The organism is Aeromonas sp. S19(2024), assembly GCF_041402625.1.
In the GTDB taxonomy this organism is placed as follows: domain Bacteria; phylum Pseudomonadota; class Gammaproteobacteria; order Enterobacterales; family Aeromonadaceae; genus Aeromonas; species Aeromonas caviae.
Genome location: NZ_JBGLQU010000005.1, coordinates 289,126 through 312,703 on the forward strand (window position 1 = coordinate 289,126; position 23,578 = coordinate 312,703).

Sequence of the window (23,578 nt, forward strand, 5' to 3'; positions counted from 1 at the left end):
TAGGCATGATTTACGATTTTCCCCTCAATGAAAAAAGCCGGACCTATCTTCGTCTGGAGTCCCTGTTTTCCCAGATCCGTGACAATCTGGAGAGTGACCAGTCCTGGGCACATATCGCCTTCTTCAAGGGGTTGTTCGATTTGCAGGAGTTGCTGGAGCGTGGTGACCTGCGTGCCGATCTCATCAAGGATCTGGAGCGCCTCGGCCAACGCCTAAACCACTGGGCCAGTCTGCCTGACGTCGATCTCGAGCAGATCCAGCGGATGCAGCAGGAGAGTACCCAGCTCTCCCGCAACCTGCTGAACTCCCCGCGCCCCGGCGCCCGTCTGAAAGAGGATCGCCTGCTCGGCTCCATTCGTCAGCGCTTCTCCATTCCGGGTGGTCTGTGCGCCTTCGATGTGCCGCAACTGCACCACTGGCTGGCGACCCCGGCCGTCACCCGCCACCAGCAGATGCAGCAATGGCTGAGTGACATCACCCTGCTGATGAACGCCATCTCCCTGTTGTTGCGCCTGTGGCGCGAGTCGGGCAACTTCAGCGACCAGGTGGCCACCAACGGCTTCTTCCAGGATACCGCCGAAGGGGCTGAACTGATCCGCATCCGTCTGGCGGGCACCCAGCCCTGCTATCCGACCCTGAGCGGCCACAAGAACCGCTTCGCCCTGCGCTTCCTGCCGACGACGGAACAGCAGATAGGCGACGTCTCCTTCCAGCTCGCCTGTTGTTGAGGTACGCCACATGGTGACCAAGGTAAAGTGCCCGACCTGTCAGAGCGAGATCGAATGGGGTCCGCAGAGCCCGTTTCGCCCCTTCTGCAGCAAGCGCTGCCAGTTGATCGACCTCGGCGAGTGGGCGGATGAACAAAAGCGCATCCCGGGCGAGATCAACCCGGATCTGCTGCCCGATCCGGAACAGGGCGATCCCTGGCAATAAACACTTCACGATCAAAAAAGGGCCCTCAGGCCCTTTTTCGTTGGTATCGATTCCCTTTCAGGCAAGCGAGGCCTGCAACCGCGCGACGATGGGGCCGTTGGCATCCGGGAAGCGGTATTCGTGCAGCGAGGCCAGTGGCACCCAGCGGCACTCCTGCCCCTCCTTGCCAAAGGGCTCGCCGTGGAAGCGGGTCACCTTCCAGATATCCAGCAAGACCTGCTTGTCGGGGTAGTCGTGGTGCAGCTCCATGAAGGGGGCGCAGTCCTGTACCCGGATCCCGATCTCTTCCCACAATTCCCTGTCCAGCGCGGTGAGCAGATCCTCCCCCGACTCCACCTTGCCACCGGGAAACTCCCAGCGATCCCCCTGATGGCGATCGGCTGAGCGTTTGGCGATGAAGATATCGCCCCGTTCGTTCTCGATGACGCCCACCGCCACCCAGATCCGTTTCTTCTGTTCCATCATTGTCCTCAGCGTAAACACGGCAAACGGGCGATCCAGGGGGCAAGCCGAATGGCCTGCTGATCCCCCCGGGCCCTGAAGAGATCCTGCCCGACATGCTCATTACCCGGCGGCGCAACCTGCGGCCAGGGCACCGCACCGGGCGGAGTGAAACAACGATCGTGTACCCGCGCGCTCTGGCGCAGATAGCGCCATAAACAGTCCCGCAAGAACCACTGGTCGATGTTCGGTGTTTCCATGGTACTGGGCTGATAGCTCGCCATCAGCGGCGCAAGGGGAGGCAGCACACCGGCCACACCGCCCCACATGCCGGCCAGCACCAGATCGGTGTGGCTCCACCAGTCACGCATGATATGGAACCAGCGCCCCGATGCAAGCCAGTCATCGACCGCCAGCCGCTCCCGCAGATTCAGCACGGAGTCTGCATCGCGCACAAGAAAGCGCCCCACTCCGGGATCATTGGCGACCTGGAAGCGCCAGCAGAGGCGCTGACGCTGGGATTGGCCATCGGGCTGCACCTTTATCTCGGCGCCATGTTCCTGCAGGCAGGCCAGAACCCCCTGAGGGACACTGCCATCCACATAGAAGCGCACCCGCCAGCCCAGATAGAGGTAAGCTGCGGCCAGCACATTGTCGAGTGCTCCCCGCAAATAGCGGGGCTGTGCTCCCCACAAGGAGAAGGCGATGACTGCCTGCTTTTCCCCCTGCTCCGCGAGCCAGACATCCGGCCCCTCTGTCGGCAGCACCCACCCCGCGACAGGCTGCGAGACGGCCTCATCCTTGAGAGTCAGGGCACGGGTTCCCGCTTGTGCCGCTTCTTCATGGCGTCCTAGCTTGGCAAGGGAAGTGCAAAGCCCGTCATGGACCAGATAATCATCCGGCTCGCGCCGCACCAGTTCGGCCAGGTACGTCACGGCCCGCTCATGTTGTTCGGAGCGCGAGAGGCAGACACAGAGATTGCGCAGCACCTCAGTGTTATCGGGCGCGGACCGGTACGCCAGCGTCAGCACCTGTGCCGCCGAGGCGGGATCGCCGGACAAAAAGAGGTAATAGGCAAACTGCAGTTGCAGGGGAACGGATTTGTTCGTCTCTGCGTTCAGCCTGCTCAGCACACAACGGATCGCCTCCTGGCGTCTCTCCTGCAGCCAGTGCCCATGTGCCTCCCCATCCCATCCCGCCGGCAATCTGCTCATCGTCCCCTCCTTGGTCCGAAAATGAATACACCGCCCGGAGGCGGTGTATTCATCATGGCAGGGTGTCAGGTCAGCTGACCGTGACAGTGCTTGTATTTTTTACCCGAACCACAGGGGCAGGGATCGTTGCGCCCGATCTTCTGCTCGTCGCGCACGAAGGTGGTATGGCCCTCGGCCCCACCCGTATCCTCGTCAGCCAGCTGGTTTTCGGCCGTGGCATGGGTGTAGGTACGGGGAGCGGCTTCGGCCTGCTGGCGCTGCTGCTCTTCCATCGCCTCCACATCCCGCTCCTGCACTTGTACCCGGCTCAGGATGCTTACCACGTCGCGCTTGAGGGTCTCCAGCATCTGGGTGAACAGATCGAAGGATTCGCGCTTGTACTCCTGCTTGGGGTTCTTCTGGGCGTAGCCGCGCAGATGGATGCCCTGGCGCAGGTGATCCATGGCCGCCAGGTGCTCCTTCCACAGACCATCCAGCGTTTGCAGCATCACCGCCTTCTCGAAGTTGCGCAGCACCTCCTTGCCGACCAGCTCTTCCTTGTGGGCATAGAGCTTGGTGGCTTCATCCAGGATGCGTTCGCGCAGCTTCTCTTCATACAGCTTGTCGTCTTCCGCCAGCCACTGCTGCAGCGGCAGATCCAGGGCGAAATCGGACTTCAGACGCGCTTCCAGACCCGGCACGTCCCACATCTCTTCCAGGGACTGGGGCGGGATGTACTCGTCGATGATGGCGCCGTAGACGTCGTCACGGATGACGTGAATGGTCTCGGAGATGTCGTTGGTGTCCAGCAGTTCGTTGCGCTGCTCGTAGACCACCTTGCGCTGATCGTTGGCCACGTCGTCGAACTCGAGCAGGTTTTTACGGATGTCGAAGTTGCGACCTTCCACCTTGCGCTGGGCATTCTCGATGGCCTTGGTTACCCAGGGATGCTCGATGGCCTCGCCCTCTTCCATGCCCAGCTTCTTCATCATGCCGGTCACGCGGTCGGAGGCGAAGATCCGCATCAGGGTATCTTCCATGGAGAGGTAGAAGCGGGAGGAACCCGGATCACCCTGACGACCGGAACGGCCGCGCAGCTGGTTGTCGATACGGCGGGATTCGTGACGCTCGGTACCTATGATGTGCAGGCCACCGGCCGCCAGTACTTCGTCATGACGCACCTGCCAGGCCGCTTTCAGCTCGGCAATCTGCTCGCTTGACGGGTTTTCCAGCTGGGCGATCTCCGCCTGCCAGTTGCCGCCCAGCACGATGTCGGTACCACGACCGGCCATGTTGGTGGCGATGGTGACGGCGCCGGTCTGGCCGGCCTGGGCGACGATCTCCGCTTCCATGGCATGGAACTTGGCGTTCAGTACCTTGTGCGGGATATTTTCCTTGGTCAGGATGCCGGAGAGCAGCTCGGAGTTCTCGATGGAGACGGTACCGACCAGCACGGGCTGGCCGCGCTTCACGCACTCGCGGATGTCCTGCACGATGGCCGCGTATTTCTCCTGGGCGGTCAGGTAGACGAGATCGCCCATGTCCTTGCGCACCATCGGCTTGTTGGTCGGGATGACCACGGTATCCAGGCCATAGATCTGCTGGAATTCAAAGGCTTCGGTATCCGCAGTACCGGTCATGCCCGCCAGCTTGTCGTACAGACGGAAGTAGTTCTGGAAGGTGATGGAGGCCAGGGTCTGGTTCTCGTTCTGGATCTTGACCCCTTCCTTCGCTTCGACCGCCTGGTGCAGACCGTCTGACCAGCGACGACCCGGCATGGTGCGGCCGGTGTGCTCATCGACGATGACGATCTCGTCCTTCTGGACGATATAGTCGACGTTGCGCTCGAATAGGGTGTGCGCGCGCAGGCCGGCATTGACGTGATGCAGCAGGCTGATGTTGGTGGCGGAGAACAGGGAGTCATCCTCGGCCAGCAGCCCCTCTTTCTTGAGCAGCTCTTCCACGAAGATCTGGCCGTTTTCGGTCAGCAGCGCCTGGCGGTTCTTCTCGTCCACCGTGTAGTGGCCGTCGCCAGTGTACTCCTCTGAGTCTTCTTTGTCCTGCTTGACCAGCAGCGGGATCAACTTGTTGATCTGGGTGTACATGGCGGAGCTGTCTTCCGCCGGACCGGAGATGATGAGCGGGGTGCGGGCTTCATCGATGAGCACCGAGTCCACCTCATCCACCAGCGCGTAGTTGAGCGGACGCTGTACGCGCTGCTCCGGCGAGAATGCCATGTTGTCGCGCAGGTAGTCGAAACCGAATTCGTTGTTGGTACCGTAGGTGATGTCGGCAGCGTAGGCATCGCGCTTCTGGGACGCATCCATGCCGGGCACGTTGCAGTCCACCGTCATGCCGAGGAAGGCGAACAGCGGGCGGTTGGCTTCCGCATCACGCTTGGCCAGATAGTCGTTCACCGTCACGACGTGCACACCGCGGCCGGTCAGGGCGTTCAGGTAGGCTGGCAGCGTGGCCGTCAGGGTTTTACCTTCACCTGTCTTCATTTCGGCAATGCGGTTGGAGTTCAATACCATGCCGCCGATCAGCTGGACGTCGAAGTGACGCATGCCGAACACACGGCGGGAGGCTTCACGGACGGTGGCAAACGCTTCCGGCAGCAACTGCTCCAGTGTTTCGCCCTGCTCCAGACGTTGACGGTACTCGGCGGTCTTCGCCTGCAGTTCCTGATCGGACAGTGCCTCGAATTGGGGTTCCATCGCATTGATTTGTTTTACAATTTTTCGCAAAGCCTTGAGCGTTCTGTCGTTCCGGCTGCCGATAATCTTGGTGAGCAGTGTGCTAATCATGGGTACCAACTGTTTTGGTTGTATAAGCGTTCCGTCACTGGAACCTGAAGAAAAAACCTAACCCCGTCTGGCATTCAGAAAGCGCGCGGGGTTGACCTGACGACCATCTTTCAACACTTCGTAATGCAAATGAACTCCGGTTGCACGACCGGTTCGCCCCATCAGGGCAATCTTCTGGCCCTCATCGACCAGGGTGCCCACATCCACCAGCAACTTGGAATTGTGGGCATAGCGGGTGACCAGACCATTGCCATGGTCAATCTCCACCATGTTGCCAAACTCCGGATGGCGCCCCGCCCAGCTGACAATCCCCTTGCCTGTCGCCAGGATGGGGGTGCCGGGCCTGCCGCGGAAATCCACCCCTTTGTGCATCTTGGCGCGACCGTTGAACGGATCGACCCGCCCACCGAAACCGGAGGAGATCCAGACACGCTCCTGCTTGACCGGTGAGCCGGGGATGAAACCCGCATCGGTGATATGGTGGTTCATGATGAAGGATTCAAGTACCGACAGCTGTTCTTCGCGGCTGCTGAGCTGGCGGCTGAGGTGTTCCATGGAATCTTGCAATTCACCCAGGCTGACTTCCAGGTCTGCATCGTAGGAAGGGCCGCCCATCGGGGGCAGCTCCTTGAAGTTGAACTCCTCGGGATCGAGGTCCGCCTTCTCGGTCAGGCGCTCGCCGAGGGCGTTGAGGCGACCAAGTTGTCCCTGCATGGTGCCCACCTGGGCGGCCAGCATGGCAAGCTGTTCGCGGGCTTCATCGGCCCCTTGCGTGGATTTTTGCTGCTGCGCCAGGGTCAGCGCCACTTCCAGCGCCTCCATTTTCTGCTGCCAGCTCTGCCAGAGCCAGCCGCCCCCCAAGGCCAATACAGTGAAGAGAATACCGCCGACCCAGGCCAGACGTTGTTTGGGTAAGTGCAACCTGCGGCGCTGCTTACCGTGGAGGATCAGGGTAATGCTCATAGAAATCTGTCTTCTCGGTCAGGTGAGGCCAAGGGCCTGCACGGGCAATAAAACCGGGAGATAATCGGTATTAAAGGATGGAATAAACAAATGACAGGACGTCGGTGCGGAGAGATGACCGACGTCCTGTTGCACAGCTATCAGGCCAGAACCAGACCGTTGTCGTAGTAAGCGATAGGCGCTTTGTCGCCCTCACCCTCGAAGGTCACCAGTTCCCAGGCCTCCTGCTGGGCCAGCAGGGCACGCAGCAGCTTGTTGTTCAGGGCATGGCCCGTCTTGTAGGCACGGAATTCACCGATGATACTGCGATTGCACATGTACAGATCGCCGATGGCATCCAGCATCTTGTGCTTCACGAACTCGTCTTCGTAGCGCAGACCATCTTCGTTCAGCACCCGGTAGTCATCCAGCACCACGGCGTTTTCCAGGCTGCCGCCCAGTGCCAGGTTCTGGGAACGCAGGTACTCGATGTCACGCATGAAGCCGAAGGTACGGGCACGGCTGATCTCTTTCACGAAGGAGCTGCCGGAGAAGTCCAGCACGCAACGCTGGTTGCGGCCTTCAAACACCGGATGCTGGAAATCGATCTCGAGATCCATCTTGAAGCCGTTGCGATAGGGGTGGAATTCCGCCCACTTGTCGCCATCTTCAACCCGGATACTCTGCTTGATCCGCACGAACTGCTTGGGCGCGTTCTGTTCACGAATACCCACTTCCTGCAGCAGATAGATGAACGGATGCGCACTGCCGTCCATTACCGGGATCTCGGGAGCATCAACCTCGACATAGAGGTTGTCGATCCCCATCCCGGCCAGAGCGGCAGACAGATGTTCGATGGTCGACACGCGAACACCGGCTTCGTTCACCAGAGCGGTACAAAGCACGGTATCACGCACCTGATCGGCGTTGGCTGGCAGCGCGACCACAGGATTCAGATCGGTACGCAAGTAAACGATCCCTGTGTTAACAGGCGCCGGACGGAACGTCATAGTGACTTTCCGGCCCGAATGCAGGCCCACACCGGTGGCCTGGACACTCGTTTTCAAGGTTCTTTGTCTAATCATGGGCGTATCCGCTTTAACAGCTCAAATTCCTGACCAGATGGTCGTTGCCGGGCCATCTTAGCACAATCCTTAAGCAACAAACAAACCAGAGCCATCAGAGGCTTAGTCTGCCTGCTTGCGCAGGAACGCAGGAATATCGAGATAATCCGGTTCGCGACGAGCTTGCGGCTCGGCGTTCACCACCTTGGCCGGGGCCTCTTCCATCACGCGAGACTGCAGGGCTTCGCTGATCAGGGGCTGACGGGCCGGACGCTCTTGAACCATGTTGTTCTTGACCAGGGTGATGTCGGGCTTGCGCTCGGCACCGATACCGGTCGCTACTACGGTAACGCGCAGTTCGTCGTGCATTTCCGGATCGATTACGGTACCCACCACCACGGTGGCGTTCTCGGACGCGAAGGCCTTGACCGCGTTACCCACGGTCTCGAATTCTTCGATGGTCATGTCCATGCCGGCCGTGATGTTGACCAGGATGCCGCGGGCACCGGCCAGATCCACGTCTTCCAGCAGCGGGCTGGAGATGGCCTTCTCGGCCGCTTCTTCGGCACGGTCGTCACCGGAGGCTGAGCCGGTACCCATCATGGCGGTACCCATCTCGCGCATCACGGTACGCACGTCCGCGAAGTCGACGTTGATGAGGCCCGGGCGGGTGATCAGCTCGGCGATGCCCTGTACTGCACCCAGCAGCACGTCGTTGGCCGCCTTGAAGGCGTCCAGCAGGGAGATGCCGCGACCCAGCACCTTCAGCAACTTGTCGTTGGGGATGGTGATCAGGGAGTCGACGTTCTTGGAGAGCTCTTCGATGCCGTGCGCGGCGAAGCCCATCCGCTTCTTCCCTTCGAAGGAGAACGGCTTGGTCACGACGGCAACGGTCAGGATACCCATCTCGCGGGCCACTTCGGCCACGATCGGTGCAGCGCCTGTACCAGTACCACCACCCATGCCGGCAGCGATGAACACCATGTCGGAACCGGTCAGCAGCTCGCGCAGCGCTTCCCTGTCTTCCATGGCGGCGTCACGACCCACTTCCGGGTTGGCCCCGGCACCCAGACCCTTGGTGATGCCACCGCCGATCTGCAAGGTGGTATTGGCACTGGAGTTGCGCAGTGCCTGAGCGTCGGTGTTCACGGTGATGAACTCGACACCTTCGATGTTTTGACGAACCATGTGCTCGACTGCGTTGCCGCCGCCGCCACCCACACCTATCACCTTGATGACGGCTTCGTCAGTGTGGCTATCCATAAATTCAAACATGTTGTCTCTCCGCTTTATTTGCCTGACTCAGCAAAATCTTTAGAACTCGCCACGCAACCAGTTGCTGACCCGTTTGACCAGCCCACCTACGCTTGCCTTGGCGGCATATTCCTTGTTACTGCCGGTGGATTGGTTGGTGCGGCCGTACTGCAACAACCCGACCGCAGTCGAGTACACCGGTGCCTGTACGTAGTCACTCAATCCCCGGATATTCATGGGCTCGCCCACCCGGACCTGGCTCTGGAAGATCTGCTCTGCGCACTCCACAATGCCTTCGATCTGGGCCGCGCCACCGGTCAAGACCACACCGGCGGCCAGCTGATGCTTGACCCCCTGTGCCTTCAATTCGCTCTGCACCCGCACCAGCTCGTCATTCACCATGGAGAGCAACTCGGTGTAACGGGGTTCAATCACTTCCGCCAGTGTCTGCCGTTGCAGGCTGCGCGCCGGGCGACCGCCGACACTGGGCACTTCGATATTGTCTTCCTTGCTGACCAGGCGGCCGAGGGCACAGCCATAGCGCACCTTGATCGCCTCCGCATCCAGCGGCGGCGTGCCGAAGGCATAGGCGATGTCGCTGGTCACCGTGCTGCCCGCATAGGGAATCACCTTGGTGTGACGCAGGGCGCCGCCGGTAAAGAGCGACATGTCCATGGTGCCGCCACCGATGTCCACCACGCAGACACCCAGTTCCTTCTCGTCTTCGGTCAGCACGGCGTAGCTGGAGGCCAAGGCGGAGAAGATCAGCTGATCCACCCGCAGACCCACCTTCTCCACACACTTCTCGATGTTGCGCGCCATGTCGTTGTGGCAGGTGATGAGATGCACCTTGGCTGCCATCCGCACGCCGGAGAGGCCGACCGGGTTCTTGATCCCTTCCTGATAGTCGATGGCGAACTCCTGAGGCAGCACGTGCAGCACCCGCAGCTCGTCCGACAACCGCACCGACTTGGCGGTGTGGATGACGTTGTCCACATCCTCCTGGGTCACCTCTTCATCGGAGATGGGCACCATGCCGGTCTCGTTGCGACAATCGATGTGCTTGCCGGACAGCCCCAGATAGACGGAACTGATCTGGCAGTCGGCCATCATCTCGGCCTCTTCCACCGCGCGGCGCAGGGACTTGACCACGGAGTCGAGGTCATTGACCCCGCCCTTCTCCATCCCGCGAGAAGCGTGGCTGCCCATGCCGATGACATTGAGTTCGCCATCGGGCAATACTTCGCCAACCAGTACCGCCACCTTGGTCGTGCCGATATCCAGTCCGACAATCAAATTTCTATCTGCGGTGTTGGTCATTCACTTTCTCTTCGCTTTTCTTCCAGCCAACTGCCATCCCGGTGTCGTATCGAAGATCCACGTAAGCAACCCGCTCACGGGGCTCGATGACCGGAAAGGCATCGATAAACCGCTGCAGACGAAGCGCGATATCCGAGCGCCCCACAAACAGCTGAATGTTGCCATCCAGGGTCAGTTCCCAGGCATGGCGGGGGGTCAGATTCACCCCCAGCAACTTGTATCCCTTGGCCGCCAGCAGCGTTTCGTACTGATGGCTGGCTTCCAGCACCTTGGCGGCCTGATCATCGGGCCCGGACAACTGCATCAGGGGCTTCTTCACCCTGTCCGGGGCACTGAATACCTCACCCTTGGTGTTGACGAAGCGGTTGCCGTTCCAGCGAGCCGCCACATCCTGTTCCGTGAGATAGACCTTGATCTTGTTCGGCCACTTCTTTCGTACCGAGACCTGGGCCACCCAGGGCAGAGCGTTCAGACGCGCCTGCAATTCGTTCACATCCAGCTCGAAGAAGTTGCGAAGTTCGGCACCATCCAGCACGGCAGCACGCAACTCATCAGCCTTCAAATATTCGTGTTGCCCCTGCAGCAACAGCTCGCTCATGGGCAACCGACTGGCATCCGTCAGCCAGTCTTTAACATCCAGCGCAGTCTGGTAGAGCCCCCACATGACCAGGATGAAAAATGCCACCCCGGCGATGAAGCCCCCCTTGGTGCGCCCTTGTGCCCTTGCCTCCACCCGATCGATCCCCGTAAAACGCGCCATGCCGGCCACTTGCAGACCGGTTCGCCATTATATAGGCCTCGGCTTGGCGGTCAAAATACTCATTGGGCCCTCAGGCACCGGATTTCATGCTATCCACGCTCAATTTCATCTCGCCGAGACGACGGGCCAGTGCACCGACGTTACCCGCCCCCTGGGTCAATACCAAATCCCCCTCGCCAATCAGGTCGGCCAGCACCGCGGGCACATCGTCCGGCGTTGCGACAAAGATGGGCTCCAGGGTGCCGCGGGAGCGGATGGAACGGCACAAGGCACGGCCATCGGCACCGGGAATGGGCTCCTCACCGGCGGCATAGACCTCCAGCATCACCAGCACATCCACCTTGGAAAGCACGTCCGCGAAATCTTCGTAGAGATCCCGGGTCCGGCTGTAGCGGTGCGGCTGGAACACCATCACCAACCGCTTCTCGGGCCAGCCGGCACGAGCGGCGTTGATGGTCACCTTCACTTCGCTCGGGTGATGACCGTAATCGTCCACCAGCATGGCCTTGCCACGGCCGGTTTCAAACTCGCCATATTGCTGGAAGCGGCGCCCCACCCCTTCAAACTTGGAAAGTGCCTGGATGATGGCCTCGTCGCCGATGCCGTCTTCTGTCGCCACCGCGATGGCGGCGGCGGCGTTGAGGGCGTTGTGGATACCGGGCAGGTTGAGAGTCACCTCCAGCTCACCCGCCCCTGCACGGCGCACCCGGAAGCGGCTGCGATTGCTGGTTTGCACGAAGTCCAGCACCTGCACATCAGCATCATCGCTCAGACCGTAGGTGAGGGTAGGACGGGCGATCTCCGGCAGCATGCCGCGGATCACGGGGTCATCCACGCACACCACGGCCAGGCCGTAGAACGGCAGATTGTGCAGGAAATCGATGAAGGTGGCCTTCAACCTGGAGAAATCGCCACCATAGGTGTCCATGTGATCCGCTTCGATATTGGTCACGATGGAGACCATGGGTTGCAGATGCAGGAAGGAGGCGTCGCTCTCGTCCGCCTCGGCAATCAGATAACGGCTGCTGCCCAGGCGGGCATTGGTGCCGGCGCTGTTGAGCAGACCGCCGATGACGAAGGTGGGGTCGCGATCCGCCTCGGCATAGATGCTCGCCACCAGACTGGTGGTGGTGGTCTTGCCGTGGGTCCCGGCAATGGCGATGCCGTGACGGAAGCGCATCAGCTCAGCCAGCATTTCGGCGCGGCGCACCACGGGAATACGCAGCTCGCGGGCAGCCAGCAGCTCGGGGTTGTCCTGCTTGATGGCGGTGGAAACCACCACCACGCTGGCACCGTCCACATGCTCGGCATTGTGACCGACAAAGATGTGTGCGCCCAAAGAGGCCAGGCGTTCGGTCACCCCGTTGCGGGCCAGATCCGAGCCGGTCACCTGATACCCTTCATTGGCAAGCACTTCCGCAATACCGCCCATACCGGCGCCACCGATGCCGATGAAGTGGATGCGACGCACGCGGCGCATTTCGGGGATAACGGTACGCAGTTTTGCCAGTTCAACCTTGGTCATAGTTCTTTCTCAATTCGCGGCCACAGGCCATTTTCATTCGGCGACATTCATCAGTTCGAAGACAGAAGCGGGGCCTTGGCGGCACATCTGGGCCTTCCATCTCGTTTGGCTCAGCCGGTGGCGAGCCGTTTGCACTCATCGGCAACCCGTTCGGCAGCATCGATGATGGCGACCCGGCGCGCGGCCTGGGCCATGTTCAACAGGGTTTCCCTGCGCCCGGCGAGCCAGGATAGACGCGACGCCAGCGCCGCCGGCGTCAGCTCGGACTGGGGCAGGAACTCGGCCGCACCGCCGTCGACCAGGGTCAGGGCGTTGCGGGTCTGGTGATCGTCCACCGCATGGGGCAGGGGCACGAAGATGGCGGCCACACCGGCAGCGGCCACTTCGGAGACGGTCAATGCACCGGCGCGGCACACCACCAGGTCGGCCCAGGCATAGGCATCCGCCATGTCCTTGATAAATTCACTCACCTCGGCCTCGACCCCCAGCCCGGCATAGGAGGCAGCCACGGCCTCCCCGTTGCCCTTGCCGCACTGGTGACGCACCTCGATGGGCACACCGGCAGCTGCAACCGCAGGAGGCACCTGCTCGTTGAGGACCCGGGCCCCCAGGCTGCCACCGACCACAAGCAGGCGCAGAGGATCGCTGCTGCTGCGCAGTTGGGGATCCGGCAGCGCCACCACCTCGGGGCGCACCGGGTTGCCCACCACGGCGGTACGGGCATTGGGGGCGAAGGCACCCGGGAAGGCCATCAGTACCCGCCTGGCGATACGGGCCAGCAGCTTGTTGGTCAGGCCGGCGGCGGCATTCTGCTCGTGCAGCAGCAGCGGAATGCCGGACAGCCAGGCGGCCACGCCACCCGGGCCGGAGGCGAAGCCCCCCATGCCCAGCACCACATCGGGCTGGATGGTCTTGAGCACCTGGCGGGCCTGCAGCACTGATTTGATGACATGGTAGGGCGACGCGAGCAGACGCTTGATGCCGTTGCCACGCACCCCCTGGATGTCAATGAAGGAGATGGGATAACCATGGGCAGGCACCAGCTCCGCCTCCATCCGGTCGGCAGTGCCGAGCCAGTGGATGGTCCAGCCCTGGGCCTTGAGGCGATCGGCGACGGCCAGACCGGGGAACACATGGCCCCCGGTACCACCCGCCATCACCAGTAACGTCTTGCTCACGCAACCTCCCGCACGCGCGCCTGGGCACTTGCCTGGCGCAACTCGAAATCGATACGAATCAACATGCTCACCGCCACCATCATGATGATGAGACTGGAGCCGCCATAACTGACCAGCGGCAGGGTCAGCCCCTTGGTCGGCATCATGCCGCTGGCGGCACCGACGTTGACGAAAGTCTGGAAGCTGAACCAGATGCCGATGCCGATGGCCAGATAACCTTCATAAAGCCGCTCGGCCACCAGCGCCTGGTGACCCAGCTTGAGCGCCTTCACCGCCAGCGCAAAAATCAGGAAGAGTGCGCCAAGCACCCCCACGTAGCCCAGCTCTTCGCCCAGAATGGCGAACACGAAGTCGGTGTGGGCCTCCGGCAGGTACTCCATCTTCTGGATGGAGTTGCCGAGCCCCTCGCCAAACCAGCTCCCCCGACCAAAGGCCATCAGGGACTGGGTCAGCTGATAGCCGCTGCCAAAGGGATCGGCCCAGGGGTCGAGGAAGGAGGTCACCCGCCGCATCCGGTAGGGCTCCGCGATGATCAGGGTCACCACGGCGCTCACACCCACCAGGATGAGACCGATGAACTGCACCAGCCGGGCACCGGCCAGGAACAGCATGCCGAGGGAGGTGACGAACATCACCACCACTGACCCGAGATCCGGCTGGGCCAGCAGCAGGATGGCCACCACGAACAGCACCGCCATGGGTTTCATGAAGCCGATGAAGCGTTCACGCACCTCGCTTTGACGGCGCACCAGATAACCCGCCAGATAGACGAACAGCGCCAGCTTGCCGAACTCGGCCGGCTGCAGGTTGAAGGGGCCCAGCGGCAGCCAGCGTACCGAACCGTTGACGCTGCGGCCCACCAGCAACACCATCACCAGCAGCACGATGGCCAGCAACAACATGGGGCCGTTGTAGTGCTGCCAGCGTGCCATGGGCACCTGCAACACGAACCAGGAGATACCCAGCGCCATCACCAGGAACATGCCGTGACGCTTCACGAACATGAAGGGATCGTTGTTGATGGCGATCCCCTCAGGAATGGAAGCGGACGCCACTATTACCAGCCCGACGCCCATCAGTGCGAGGGCCAGCACCACCAGCTGCCGATCGTAGAGACCGGCGGGGCGCGCCGGTAGCAACCAGCGCTGCAAGAATCCTGCGACGGCGCGAAGGGCGTTCATAGTGCCAGCACCAGTTCGGTGAAGCGATCGCCGCGCGCTTCGAAGGATTTGAACTGGTCCAGGCTCGCGCAGGCCGGTGCCAGCAGCACCCAGTCACCGGGCCTGGCATCGGTCGCCGCCTTGGCGACAGCAGCGTCAAGATCGGCAACCCGCTCGGTCTGTTCGCCCAGGGCCAGCAGCACCTCGGCATCCTGACCAAAACAGTACATGTGATCGATCTGGCTGCCGAGCAGCGCCTGCACCGGGCCGAAGTCCTGCCCCTTGCCCTGGCCACCGGCCAGCAGCAGCAGGCGGCCTTTGACCGCTTCACGCACCCCGGCCACGGCGGCCAGGGTCGCCCCCACGTTGGTGGCCTTGGAGTCGTTGATCCAGCGCACCCCATTTACCTCCCGCACGAAGCGGGCACGGTGAGGCAGGCCTTCAAAGCGGCGCAGCACGGCAAGTTGTGCCTCGCGGGGAATGCCCACCGCATCGCACAGGGCCATGGCCGCCAGGGCATTGGCCTGGTTGTGGGCACCCACTATCTTCATCTCGTCCACCGCCAGGAGCGGCTCGCCGTGCAAAGTCAGCCAGTGACGGCCCTCCAGCTCGCAGCGACCGTAGCCGTTGCAGTCGAGGCCGAAACTCTGCCAAACCTGACCCACATCGGGCAGGGTCTGGGGATCGTCGCGATTGATCAGGATGTGCTGGGAGTGCTGATGGATCTCCATCTTGGCGGCGCGGTAATCCGCCATGCCGGCATAGCGATCCATATGATCTTCACTGAGGTTCAAGACCACGGAGGCGGCGGCCCGCAGGCTGTAGGTGGTCTCGAGCTGGAAGCTGGAGAGCTCCAGCACGCAGAGATCCATGGGCTGCTTGAGGAGTGACAGCGCCGGGGTGCCAATATTGCCCCCCACACCGACCTTGAGTCCCGCCTCGGCGATCATCTCACCCACCAGAGTGGTGACCGTGCTCTTGCCGTTGGAGCCGGTGATGGCGATGACGGGCGTCTGGGTTTCACGCACGAACAGTTCGATGTCACCGACGATGCGCACCCCGAACTCGGCGGCGGCCTTCAACTCCGGAGTCGCCAGGGCGATGCCCGGGCTGGCCACTATCATGTGCGCCTGCTTGAGCCGCTCCGCGTCCAGCCCGTGGATGAGCTCCACCTCGGGGGGAAGCTCGTCCTTGCCCGGCGGGTTGGCACGGGTGTCCATCACCAGCGGCGTGACGCCGCGGTCGAGGAAGTAATCGACGCAGGAGAGTCCGGTTTTGCCGAGTCCGATGATGATGACCATGGCTTACCTCACCTTCAGGGTGGCGAGGCCAAGCAGCACCAGCATGAGGGTGATGATCCAGAAGCGCACGATGACGCGCGGCTCCGGCCAGCCCTTCTTCTCATAGTGGTGATGGATGGGGGCCATGCGGAAGATCCGCACGCCGCGCAGTTTGTAGGATCCGACCTGCAGGATCACCGAGACGGTCTCCATCACGAAGACGCCCCCCATGATTACCAGCAGGAACTCCTGGCGCACCAGCACGGCGATGGTACCGAGAGCGCCGCCCAGGGCCAGGGAACCCACGTCCCCCATGAAGACCTGGGCCGGGTAGGTATTGAACCAGAGGAAACCCAGGCCCGCGCCCACGATGGCGGTACAGACGATCACCAGCTCGGAGGTGTAGGGCACGTAGGGAATGTGCAGGTAGTTCGCGAAGTTGACGTTGCCGGTCGCCCAGGCGATCAGGGCGAAGCCCCCCGCCACCATCACGGTGGGCATGATGGCGAGGCCATCCAGGCCATCGGTCAGGTTGACCGCGTTGGAGGTACCGACGATGACGAAGTAGGTCAGCAGGATGAACATCAGGCCGAGCTGGGGCATCACATCCTTGAGGAAGGGCACCACCAGCTGGGTCTGACCATCGTGGGTGGCCGTGGCGTAGAGGAACACCGCCACACCCAGCGCGACCGCGGACTGCCAGAAGTACTTCCAGCGGGCGATGAGGCCGTCGGTGTTCTTGCGCACCACCTTGAGATAGTCATCGGCAAAGCCGATGGCGCCATAGGCCCCCAGCACGAACAGCACCAGCCAGACATAGGGGTTATCGAGGCGGCACCAGAGCAGCACAGAAGTGAAGATGGCGGCAATGATCATCAGGCCGCCCATGGTCGGGGTGCCCTTCTTGCTGAGGTGGGACTCGGGACCGTCGTTGCGGATCACCTGGCCGAACTTCATGATCTGCAGGCGACGGATGAGGCGCGGCCCCATCCAGAGCGCCACCACCAGACCGGTGATGATCGACAGGATGGCGCGAAACGTCAGGTAGGAGAAGACGTTGAAGAAGGTGAAGTGCGGGGTGAGCAGTTCCGCCAGCCAGACTAGCATGTGGCTGACTCCTGATGGCCCTTGACCATCTCGACGATATCTTCCATGCGGGAGCCACGGGCGCCCTTGACCAGAATCGAAATTTCCTGATGTGTCTTTATCATTTGCGCAAGCACTTCAAACAACGACGCCTTGTTATCGAAATGTCGGCCAGCCGCGGCATCTGCGGTGTGGCGACTCTGTTCCCCTACGGTCAGCACGGCATTGAGGCCCTGCTCACGGGCGTGGTGTCCGACCCGGGCATGCTGCGCGGCGGACTCCTCACCCAACTCTTTCATGTCACCGAATACCAGCACCTTGTAGCCGTTCATGGCGGTCAGGGCATCGATACCCGCCAGCACGGACTCCACGCTGGCGTTGTAGGTGTCGTCCACCAAGGTGAGGCCACCCCAGCGTTGCACGCAGAAACGGCCCTTGACCGGCGCCATCTGCTCCAGACCCGCCTTGACGGACGCAAGCGATGCGCCCAGCGCCAGGGTCCCGGCGGCAGCAGCCAGGGCGTTGGCCACGTTGTGGCGACCTGGAATGGCCAGGGTCAGGTTCATCTCTCCCTGGGGCGTCACCATCACGAACCTGGCACAACCCTGCTCGTTGAGCACGATGTCGCGGGCGTGGAACGGCTGACGCTGATCCTGGAGGGAGAAGGCGCACTGGATGCCCTTTTCACGCCACTTCGGCCAGAACTCGTTGTCGGCATTGACGATGGCGGTGCCGCCCTCGCCTAGCCCTTCGAAGATTTCGCTCTTGGCATGGAACACCCCTTCCAGGGAGCCAAAGCCTTCCAGATGCGCGGCAGCGACGTTGTTGATGATGGCGGCGTCGGGTCTGGCGAGCGACGTGGTCCAGGCGATCTCGCCCGGGTGGTTGGCTCCCAGCTCCATCACCGCGAACTGGTGTTGCGGCTCGAGGCGCAGCAGGGTCAGCGGCACCCCCACCTCGTTGTTGAAGTTGCCGGCGGTGGCCAGCACCTCCCCTTCACAGCGCAGGATGGCCGTCGCCATCTCCTTCACCGTGGTTTTGCCACAGCTGCCTGTGATGGCGAGCACTTTCGGATTGATGCGCTCGCGCACCAGCCTGCCCAGACGCCCAAGCCCCTTGAGGGTGTCGCCCACCACCAGTTGTGGAATGGCCAGCGGCAATTCGCGCTCCACCAGCAGGGCACTGGCGCCGGCGGCAACCGCCTGGTCGCAGAAATCGTGGGCGTCGAAACGCTCGCCGCGCAGGGCCACGAACAGCGCCCCCGCGCCCAGAGTACGGGTGTCGGTGCTGACCGCCGTGATCTCATGGTCGCCCCCGATCAGACGGGCATCGAGCACCTGCGCCAGGTCGGCAAGCCTGAGGGTCATCATTTGAATGACTCCATTAATGTGTGCAAGGCGGCTGCGACGGTTTCCCGATCGCTGTAGTGCCGCTTGTCGGTTCCAATGATCTGATAATCCTCGTGGCCTTTGCCGGCCACCAGGATGATGTCCTCTTTGCTCGCTTGACTCAGTGCCAGCTGGATTGCCTTGGTCCTGTCATGCTCAATCTGCACGGCGCCGGGATCGCGAAGACCCGCCACCATGTCGGCCATGATCCGGGCCGGCTCCTCGGTACGGGGATTGTCGTCGGTCAGGATCACGCAGTCCGCATGCAGCTCCGCCATGGCAGCCATCATGGGACGCTTGCCGCGATCCCTGTCGCCGCCGCATCCCACCAGGCACCAGAGCCGGCCGTGACAGTGCACCCGCAGGGCCTGCAATGCCTTCTCCAGCGCATCCGGGGTGTGGGCGTAATCGACCACGGCGAGCGGCGCATCGCCACCGCCGAAGCACTCCATGCGACCGGTCACCGGTTGCAGTCTGGGGGCCGTCGCCAGCAGGTCATCGAAGTCGTAGCCGAGCACCAGCATGGCGCCCATGGCGCCCAGCACGTTGCTGACGTTGAAGCGGCCAAGCAAGGGGGCGGATAATACACCATTCCCCCAGCTGGAGTTAATGCGCGTATCGAAACCTTGTTGGTGGAAATGGGGATCCTGCGCCGTCAGTTGTCGTCCGGCATGGTTATCAATCGGACCATGAACCCCGAAGGCCACCGCACCGGGATAGGTCGCCAGCCATTGCCGTCCCAGATGATCATCGGCGTTGATGACGGCGCAAGGCTCATCCACCAGCTTCAGCAGCTCCTCCTTGGCGGCGGCATAGGCCTCCATGGTGCCGTGATAGTCCAGATGATCCCGGCTCAGGTTGGTGAAGACTGCCGCGGCAAACGGCAGGGCCGCCACGCGATGCTGCACCAGACCGTGGCTGGAGACCTCCATCGCCACCAGATCAGCCCCCTGCTGCTGCAAGGCGGCCAGATTGGCCTGCACCTGGACCGCGCTGCCCGTGGTGTTCTCTGCTTCGATGAGCTCGCCAAACAGACCGTTGCCTATGGTGCCCATGACCCCGGCCTTGCCCCCCAGCAGGGTGCGCCAGTTGGCCACCAGCAGGGCCGTGGTGCTTTTGCCGTTGGTGCCCGTGATGCCCACCAGTTGCAACTTTTGCGCCGGGTGACCGTAGAAATGACCGGCCAGCTCGGAGAGACGAGCGGGAAGATCCCTCATGCCGATGCAGGGGATCTGGGTCGCCGGAGGGACGAATTCTCCGTCCTCCTCAAACAGCACGGCGGTCGCTCCCTGAGCCACCGCCTGTTCGATGAAGCGCCTGCCATCCACCTGATGGCCACGAATCGCCACGAAGAGCGAGCCGGGACCGACCCGCCGGCTGTCGAGCTGGAGATCGTTGAGGGAAAGCGCCGGGGCATCGATGCCGAAGCGGCTCATCAGTTGATCAAGTGTGCGGGGCGGCATGGGAAGCCTCCGAAAATGCGGGAATGCGGGCGCTCGTACACGCCATGGAAAACGCCCCGACAGCAGCGGGGCCGATGGAAAAAACCGGATGCCCGTCAAGTACGCGGTGCGCCATTGTTGGCCTCCGTGCGGGCAAGCTTGGCGGGTACCTCGGGCGGGATCGCATCGGGACGGATGTTGAAGAGCTGCAACACGCCTCCCATGGCCTCCGCAAAGGGCGGGGTCGCCACGGCACCGCCGTAGTAGGCATCCCCCTTGGGTTCGTTAATCACCACCACCATGACAAAACGGGGATTGCTGGCCGGCGCGAAACCGGCAAACCAGGCCATGTAGTCCTTGCCATAGCCCCCAGCCACGGCCACCTTGGCGGTACCACTCTTGCCACCGACCCGATAACCGGGGATCTGGGCCTTGGGAATGGCATTGCTGACCACGTACTCCAGCGCCTGCAACATGGCAGCGGCGTTGTTGTGATCGATGACCTGCTCACCCTTGGGCGGCTTGGTCACCTTGATGATGGAGAGCGGTACCCGCTTGCCCTTGTTGGCCAGGGTGGCGTAGGCGGAGGCCAGCTGCAGCGGGGTCACTCGCAGACCATAACCAAACGACAGGGTAGCTCGCTCGATGTCGGACCAGCGGCGACGCTGGGGCAGCATGCCGCTGCTCTCCCCCATCAGGCCGCTGCCGGTGTCCATGCCGAATCCCACCATGCTCAGGGTATTGATCATCTCCTGGGCCGGCATCCGCAGCGCGATGCGCGACATGCCGATGTTGGAGGAGTAGCGCAGGATGTCGTACAGGTTGGTCGCCTTGTGGATACTCACGTCACGGATCTGCTTGGCCCCGATGAAGAGGGGGCCGCCCGGGATGAAGTCCTTCCAGCTGGTGACACCGGCTTGCAAGGCACTAAGCAAAATCAATGGCTTGACCGTGGAACCCGGCTCATAGGTATCGGTCACCACCCGGTTTCGCACCCGGAAACTCTGGTACTGGCCGCGGTTGTTCGGGTTGTAGGAGGGGGTGTTGACCATGGCGAGCACCTCGCCGGTCTTCACATCCAGCATCACCATGGAGCCGGAGGTGGCCTTGTTCTCGTCGGTAGCCCGTTTGAGGGCGCGATAGGCCAGCGCCTGCACCCGCTGATCGATGCTCAGTTGCAGATCGTTGGCGTGTTTGCCCTCTTTCACCAGGCCAAGTCGCTCGATGACGCGGCCCTGCCTGTCCTTGCGCACCCGCATCTCGCCAGGGGTCGCGGTCAGCCACTCGTTGTAGCTGCGCTCAATCCCCTCGATGCCGCTGCCATCAATGTTGGTCACCCCCACCAGGTGGGAGCTTATCTCGCCGGTCGGGTAGAAACGGCGCGCCTCGGGACGCAGATAGATGCCCCCCAGCTTCAACCCCTTGATGTACTCGGCCACCGCAGGCGTCACCTGCCGCTGCAGATAGACGAAGCGCTTGCTCGGGTTGGCGATGCGATGCTTGAGGGTGTTGATGTCGAGCTTGAGCACGGCGGAGAGTGCCAGCCAGGCACGCTCGTTGTGGATGGCACCGGACTCATGCACCGTCTTGGGATCGGCCCAGACCGCTTCGACCGGCACGGATACCGCCAACTGTTCGCCATTGCGGTCCGTGATCATGCCGCGCACCGCCTGGGTGGAGGTGGTGCGCAGGGAGCGCATGTCCCCCTCCTGGCGCAGTCTGTCCGGATCGATCACCTGGATCCAGGCCAGCCGCAGGATCAGCCCCGCAAATGCGATGCCGATGAAGAAAACCAGGGTACGAAAGCGCCACGGGTAGAGTGAGGGTGCTTTCGCCTTGGCTTTGTCCTTTGCCGGAGCCTTGGTGGCCGCCTTGCGTGTCATGGTTGTGTAATTACCTTTTCAGTGGTCACCAGGGGACGAGACATCTGCAATTTGTCCATGGCCAGACTCGCCACCCGGGAGTGCTCAGCCAATGTGCCCTGTTCCAGCAAGAGGTGGCGCCACTCGATGTTTAGCCTGTCCTCCTCCGCCATCAGATCGTTCTGCTTGGCCGTCAGACCCCGGGTCATGTTGGTCACCAGGATCACCGCAAAGGCGGTGACCAGCACGGCGACGGTCAACAGGACCTGCAACTTGTGGCGCCAGAGATCCGCAACGATCTCCCTGGCGAGGTGAACGCGCACGTCGCTCATCGTTTACTCCGCAAGACGCTCTGCGACCCGCAGCACCGAGCTGCGGGACCGGGTGTTTTCATTGACCTCGTGGTCGGAAGGCTTGAGCGCCTTGCCGATCGATTTCAGCTTGCGACCACCGGCAAGCTGGGCTTCAGTCAGGGGGATGCCGTGGGGTACTTCAGGACCTTTCTCGTGCTTGCGAATGAAATGTTTCACCAGCCGATCTTCCAGAGAGTGGAAGCTGATGACGGAGAGACGGCCGTGAGGAGCCAGCACGTCCAGAGCGCCGTTGAGGGCGGTTTCGATCTCGTCCAGCTCGCTGTTGATATAGATGCGGATGGCCTGGAAGCTGCGGGTCGCCGCGTGCTTGCCCTTCTCCTTGCTCGGGTTGACCCGGGCAATCATCTCCGCCAGCTGGCGGGTGCGCACATAGGGCTCTGTCACCCGATCGTGCACGATGGCGCGAGCAATCTTCTTGGCGAAGCGCTCCTCACCGAAGGTTTTCAGCACCCAGGCGATGTCGTCCACATCGGCACGGGCCAGCCACTCGGCGGCGCTCTGACCGGAGGTGGGATCCATCCTCATGTCGAGCGGGCCGTCCTTCATGAAGCTGAAGCCACGTTCGGCATCGTCAAGCTGGGGGGAGGAGACACCGAGATCCAGCAGGAAGCCATCGACCTTGCCCAGCAGGCCGCGCTCGGTCAGATAGCGGGTGATGCCGGAGAAGGGACCGTGCACGATCTCGAAACGGGGATCCTGGATCTTGGCCGCCTCGGCAATGGCCTGGGGATCCCGGTCGATGGCGATCAGACGGCCGTTCGGGCCCAGATGCTGGAGAATGAGACGAGAGTGACCACCCCGGCCAAAGGTACCGTCGACGTAGATACCGTCCGGCTTGATGGCCAGCCCTTCGACGGCTTCGTGCAACAGCACTGTGATGTGTTCAGCGGCTTGGGTCATTTATAAAGAAAAATCCTGTAGTCGTGGTGAACTTGCCCAGTCGTCCTCGGGCAGGCCCAGGATGTCGTCGTTGATCTGTTGTTGCCAGCGGGCTTCATCCCACAGCTCGAATTTGTTGAGCTGGCCCACCAGCATGACTTTCTTGTCCAGCCCGGCATGGCTGCGCAGCGGCTGGCTGAGCAGCAGACGGCCATTGCCATCCAGTTCGCATTCGGCCGCGTGGCCGAGCAGCAGACGCTGCAGGCGGCGTTCCGCCGGGTTGGTGCTGGAAAGGGTCTTCAGCTTGCGCTCTACCTCTTCCCATTCATTCAGGGGATAAAGCAGCAGACAGGGATGGGCGATGTCGATGGTGCAGACCAGCTGGCCGTCGCATTCGTCGCGCAGCCAATCACGAAATTTGGTCGGAATCGCCAACCGCCCCTTGCTGTCCAGGCTGATGGCGTGAGCGCCACGCAACAAATTGCAGTCCCCGAAGGTGAGTTATGGGGGCTAGATGCCCAATAAAACCACTTTGATCCACTTTTCTCCACCATGAAGTTTAAGGACGAGCAGGGGGCTTTTCAAGCAAGGATCTCGAGCATGGGGAACATATTGACGCAGCGTGATGGGACTACCGATTAAATGAATTGATTTTCCACAAGTTATTCATGGGGGAATTAAATCATCCCG

21 protein-coding genes are annotated in these 23,578 nt (G+C 62.0%); 2 read left to right on the forward strand and 19 right to left on the reverse strand.

Translation table 11 applies throughout. The features are described 5' to 3' along the window. Positions 1-5 precede the first annotated feature (5 nt). Both zapD and yacG read left to right on the forward strand, forming a co-directional pair. Positions 6-728: a cell division protein ZapD gene (gene zapD, locus ACB037_RS12945; RefSeq protein WP_043154103.1), complete on the forward strand. Its 723-nt coding sequence runs from the start codon at positions 6-8 to the stop codon at positions 726-728. Between the two features lie 10 nt (positions 729-738). After that, the gene (yacG, locus tag ACB037_RS12950; RefSeq protein WP_039040499.1) at positions 739-933 is read left to right on the forward strand and encodes a DNA gyrase inhibitor YacG; all 195 of its coding nucleotides are present in this window, start codon (positions 739-741) and stop codon (positions 931-933) included. A gap of 57 nt (positions 934-990) precedes the next feature. Here the strand turns inward: yacG and mutT are convergent, their stop codons facing one another. The 19 genes from mutT to mraZ all read right to left on the reverse strand — a co-directional run bounded on the left by mutT (position 991) and on the right by mraZ (position 23,368). Beyond that, entirely contained in the window at positions 991-1,395 is a 405-nt protein-coding gene (gene mutT / locus ACB037_RS12955) for an 8-oxo-dGTP diphosphatase MutT (RefSeq protein WP_171864957.1), read from the reverse strand. Between the two features lie 8 nt (positions 1,396-1,403). Beyond that, a complete protein-coding gene (locus ACB037_RS12960; protein ID WP_371175410.1) occupies positions 1,404-2,588 on the reverse strand; it encodes a tetratricopeptide repeat protein in 1,185 nt (394 codons plus the stop codon). A gap of 65 nt (positions 2,589-2,653) precedes the next feature. Beyond that, on the reverse strand, positions 2,654-5,374 hold the full coding sequence (gene secA, locus ACB037_RS12965; RefSeq protein WP_041211791.1) for a preprotein translocase subunit SecA: 2,721 nt from the start codon (positions 5,372-5,374) through the stop codon (positions 2,654-2,656). Between the two features lie 57 nt (positions 5,375-5,431). Continuing rightward, on the reverse strand, positions 5,432-6,337 hold the full coding sequence (locus tag ACB037_RS12970) for a M23 family metallopeptidase (RefSeq protein WP_039040495.1): 906 nt from the start codon (positions 6,335-6,337) through the stop codon (positions 5,432-5,434). Between the two features lie 140 nt (positions 6,338-6,477). Beyond that, positions 6,478-7,401: a UDP-3-O-acyl-N-acetylglucosamine deacetylase gene (gene lpxC / locus ACB037_RS12975; RefSeq protein WP_010675831.1), complete on the reverse strand. Its 924-nt coding sequence runs from the start codon at positions 7,399-7,401 to the stop codon at positions 6,478-6,480. A gap of 102 nt (positions 7,402-7,503) precedes the next feature. Beyond that, positions 7,504-8,655, reverse strand: coding sequence for a cell division protein FtsZ (gene ftsZ, locus ACB037_RS12980; protein ID WP_005305686.1), 1,152 nt, complete (start codon positions 8,653-8,655; stop codon positions 7,504-7,506). A gap of 39 nt (positions 8,656-8,694) precedes the next feature. Beyond that, positions 8,695-9,954, reverse strand: coding sequence for a cell division protein FtsA (gene ftsA, locus ACB037_RS12985; protein WP_010675832.1), 1,260 nt, complete (start codon positions 9,952-9,954; stop codon positions 8,695-8,697). Continuing rightward, the gene (locus ACB037_RS12990; protein WP_029314839.1) at positions 9,935-10,687 is read right to left on the reverse strand and encodes a cell division protein FtsQ/DivIB; all 753 of its coding nucleotides are present in this window, start codon (positions 10,685-10,687) and stop codon (positions 9,935-9,937) included. The genes ftsA and ACB037_RS12990 overlap by 20 nt, the downstream gene beginning before the upstream one ends. A 97-nt stretch (positions 10,688-10,784) precedes the next feature. Next, positions 10,785-12,239, reverse strand: coding sequence for a UDP-N-acetylmuramate--L-alanine ligase (murC, locus tag ACB037_RS12995; RefSeq protein ID WP_161646694.1), 1,455 nt, complete (start codon positions 12,237-12,239; stop codon positions 10,785-10,787). A 110-nt stretch (positions 12,240-12,349) separates the two neighbouring features. After that, positions 12,350-13,417, reverse strand: a complete 1,068-nt coding sequence (gene murG, locus ACB037_RS13000; RefSeq protein WP_371175411.1) for an undecaprenyldiphospho-muramoylpentapeptide beta-N-acetylglucosaminyltransferase — start codon at positions 13,415-13,417, stop codon at positions 12,350-12,352. Continuing rightward, a complete protein-coding gene (gene ftsW / locus ACB037_RS13005; protein WP_043154095.1) occupies positions 13,414-14,598 on the reverse strand; it encodes a cell division protein FtsW in 1,185 nt (394 codons plus the stop codon). Before ftsW ends, murG begins: the two co-directional genes overlap by 4 nt. Further along, a complete protein-coding gene (gene murD, locus ACB037_RS13010; RefSeq protein ID WP_043154094.1) occupies positions 14,595-15,878 on the reverse strand; it encodes a UDP-N-acetylmuramoyl-L-alanine--D-glutamate ligase in 1,284 nt (427 codons plus the stop codon). The genes ftsW and murD overlap by 4 nt, the downstream gene beginning before the upstream one ends. A 3-nt stretch (positions 15,879-15,881) precedes the next feature. Continuing rightward, positions 15,882-16,964, reverse strand: a complete 1,083-nt coding sequence (gene mraY, locus ACB037_RS13015; RefSeq protein WP_010675838.1) for a phospho-N-acetylmuramoyl-pentapeptide-transferase — start codon at positions 16,962-16,964, stop codon at positions 15,882-15,884. Continuing rightward, on the reverse strand, positions 16,958-18,313 hold the full coding sequence (gene murF / locus ACB037_RS13020; protein WP_371175412.1) for a UDP-N-acetylmuramoyl-tripeptide--D-alanyl-D-alanine ligase: 1,356 nt from the start codon (positions 18,311-18,313) through the stop codon (positions 16,958-16,960). The genes mraY and murF overlap by 7 nt, the downstream gene beginning before the upstream one ends. Beyond that, a complete protein-coding gene (gene murE, locus ACB037_RS13025; RefSeq protein WP_371175413.1) occupies positions 18,310-19,794 on the reverse strand; it encodes a UDP-N-acetylmuramoyl-L-alanyl-D-glutamate--2,6-diaminopimelate ligase in 1,485 nt (494 codons plus the stop codon). Before murE ends, murF begins: the two co-directional genes overlap by 4 nt. Before the next feature lie 95 nt (positions 19,795-19,889). Continuing rightward, a complete protein-coding gene (locus tag ACB037_RS13030) occupies positions 19,890-21,656 on the reverse strand; it encodes a peptidoglycan glycosyltransferase FtsI (protein ID WP_010675841.1) in 1,767 nt (588 codons plus the stop codon). Then, positions 21,653-21,967: a cell division protein FtsL gene (gene ftsL, locus ACB037_RS13035; RefSeq protein WP_371175414.1), complete on the reverse strand. Its 315-nt coding sequence runs from the start codon at positions 21,965-21,967 to the stop codon at positions 21,653-21,655. Before ftsL ends, ACB037_RS13030 begins: the two co-directional genes overlap by 4 nt. Before the next feature lie 3 nt (positions 21,968-21,970). After that, positions 21,971-22,909 (reverse strand): 16S rRNA (cytosine(1402)-N(4))-methyltransferase RsmH, encoded by a 939-nt coding sequence (rsmH, locus tag ACB037_RS13040; RefSeq protein ID WP_042015088.1) that lies wholly within the window; start codon positions 22,907-22,909, stop codon positions 21,971-21,973. Further along, positions 22,910-23,368: a division/cell wall cluster transcriptional repressor MraZ gene (gene mraZ, locus ACB037_RS13045; protein WP_039040489.1), complete on the reverse strand. Its 459-nt coding sequence runs from the start codon at positions 23,366-23,368 to the stop codon at positions 22,910-22,912. It abuts the gene before it with no gap. Positions 23,369-23,578 lie beyond the last annotated feature (210 nt).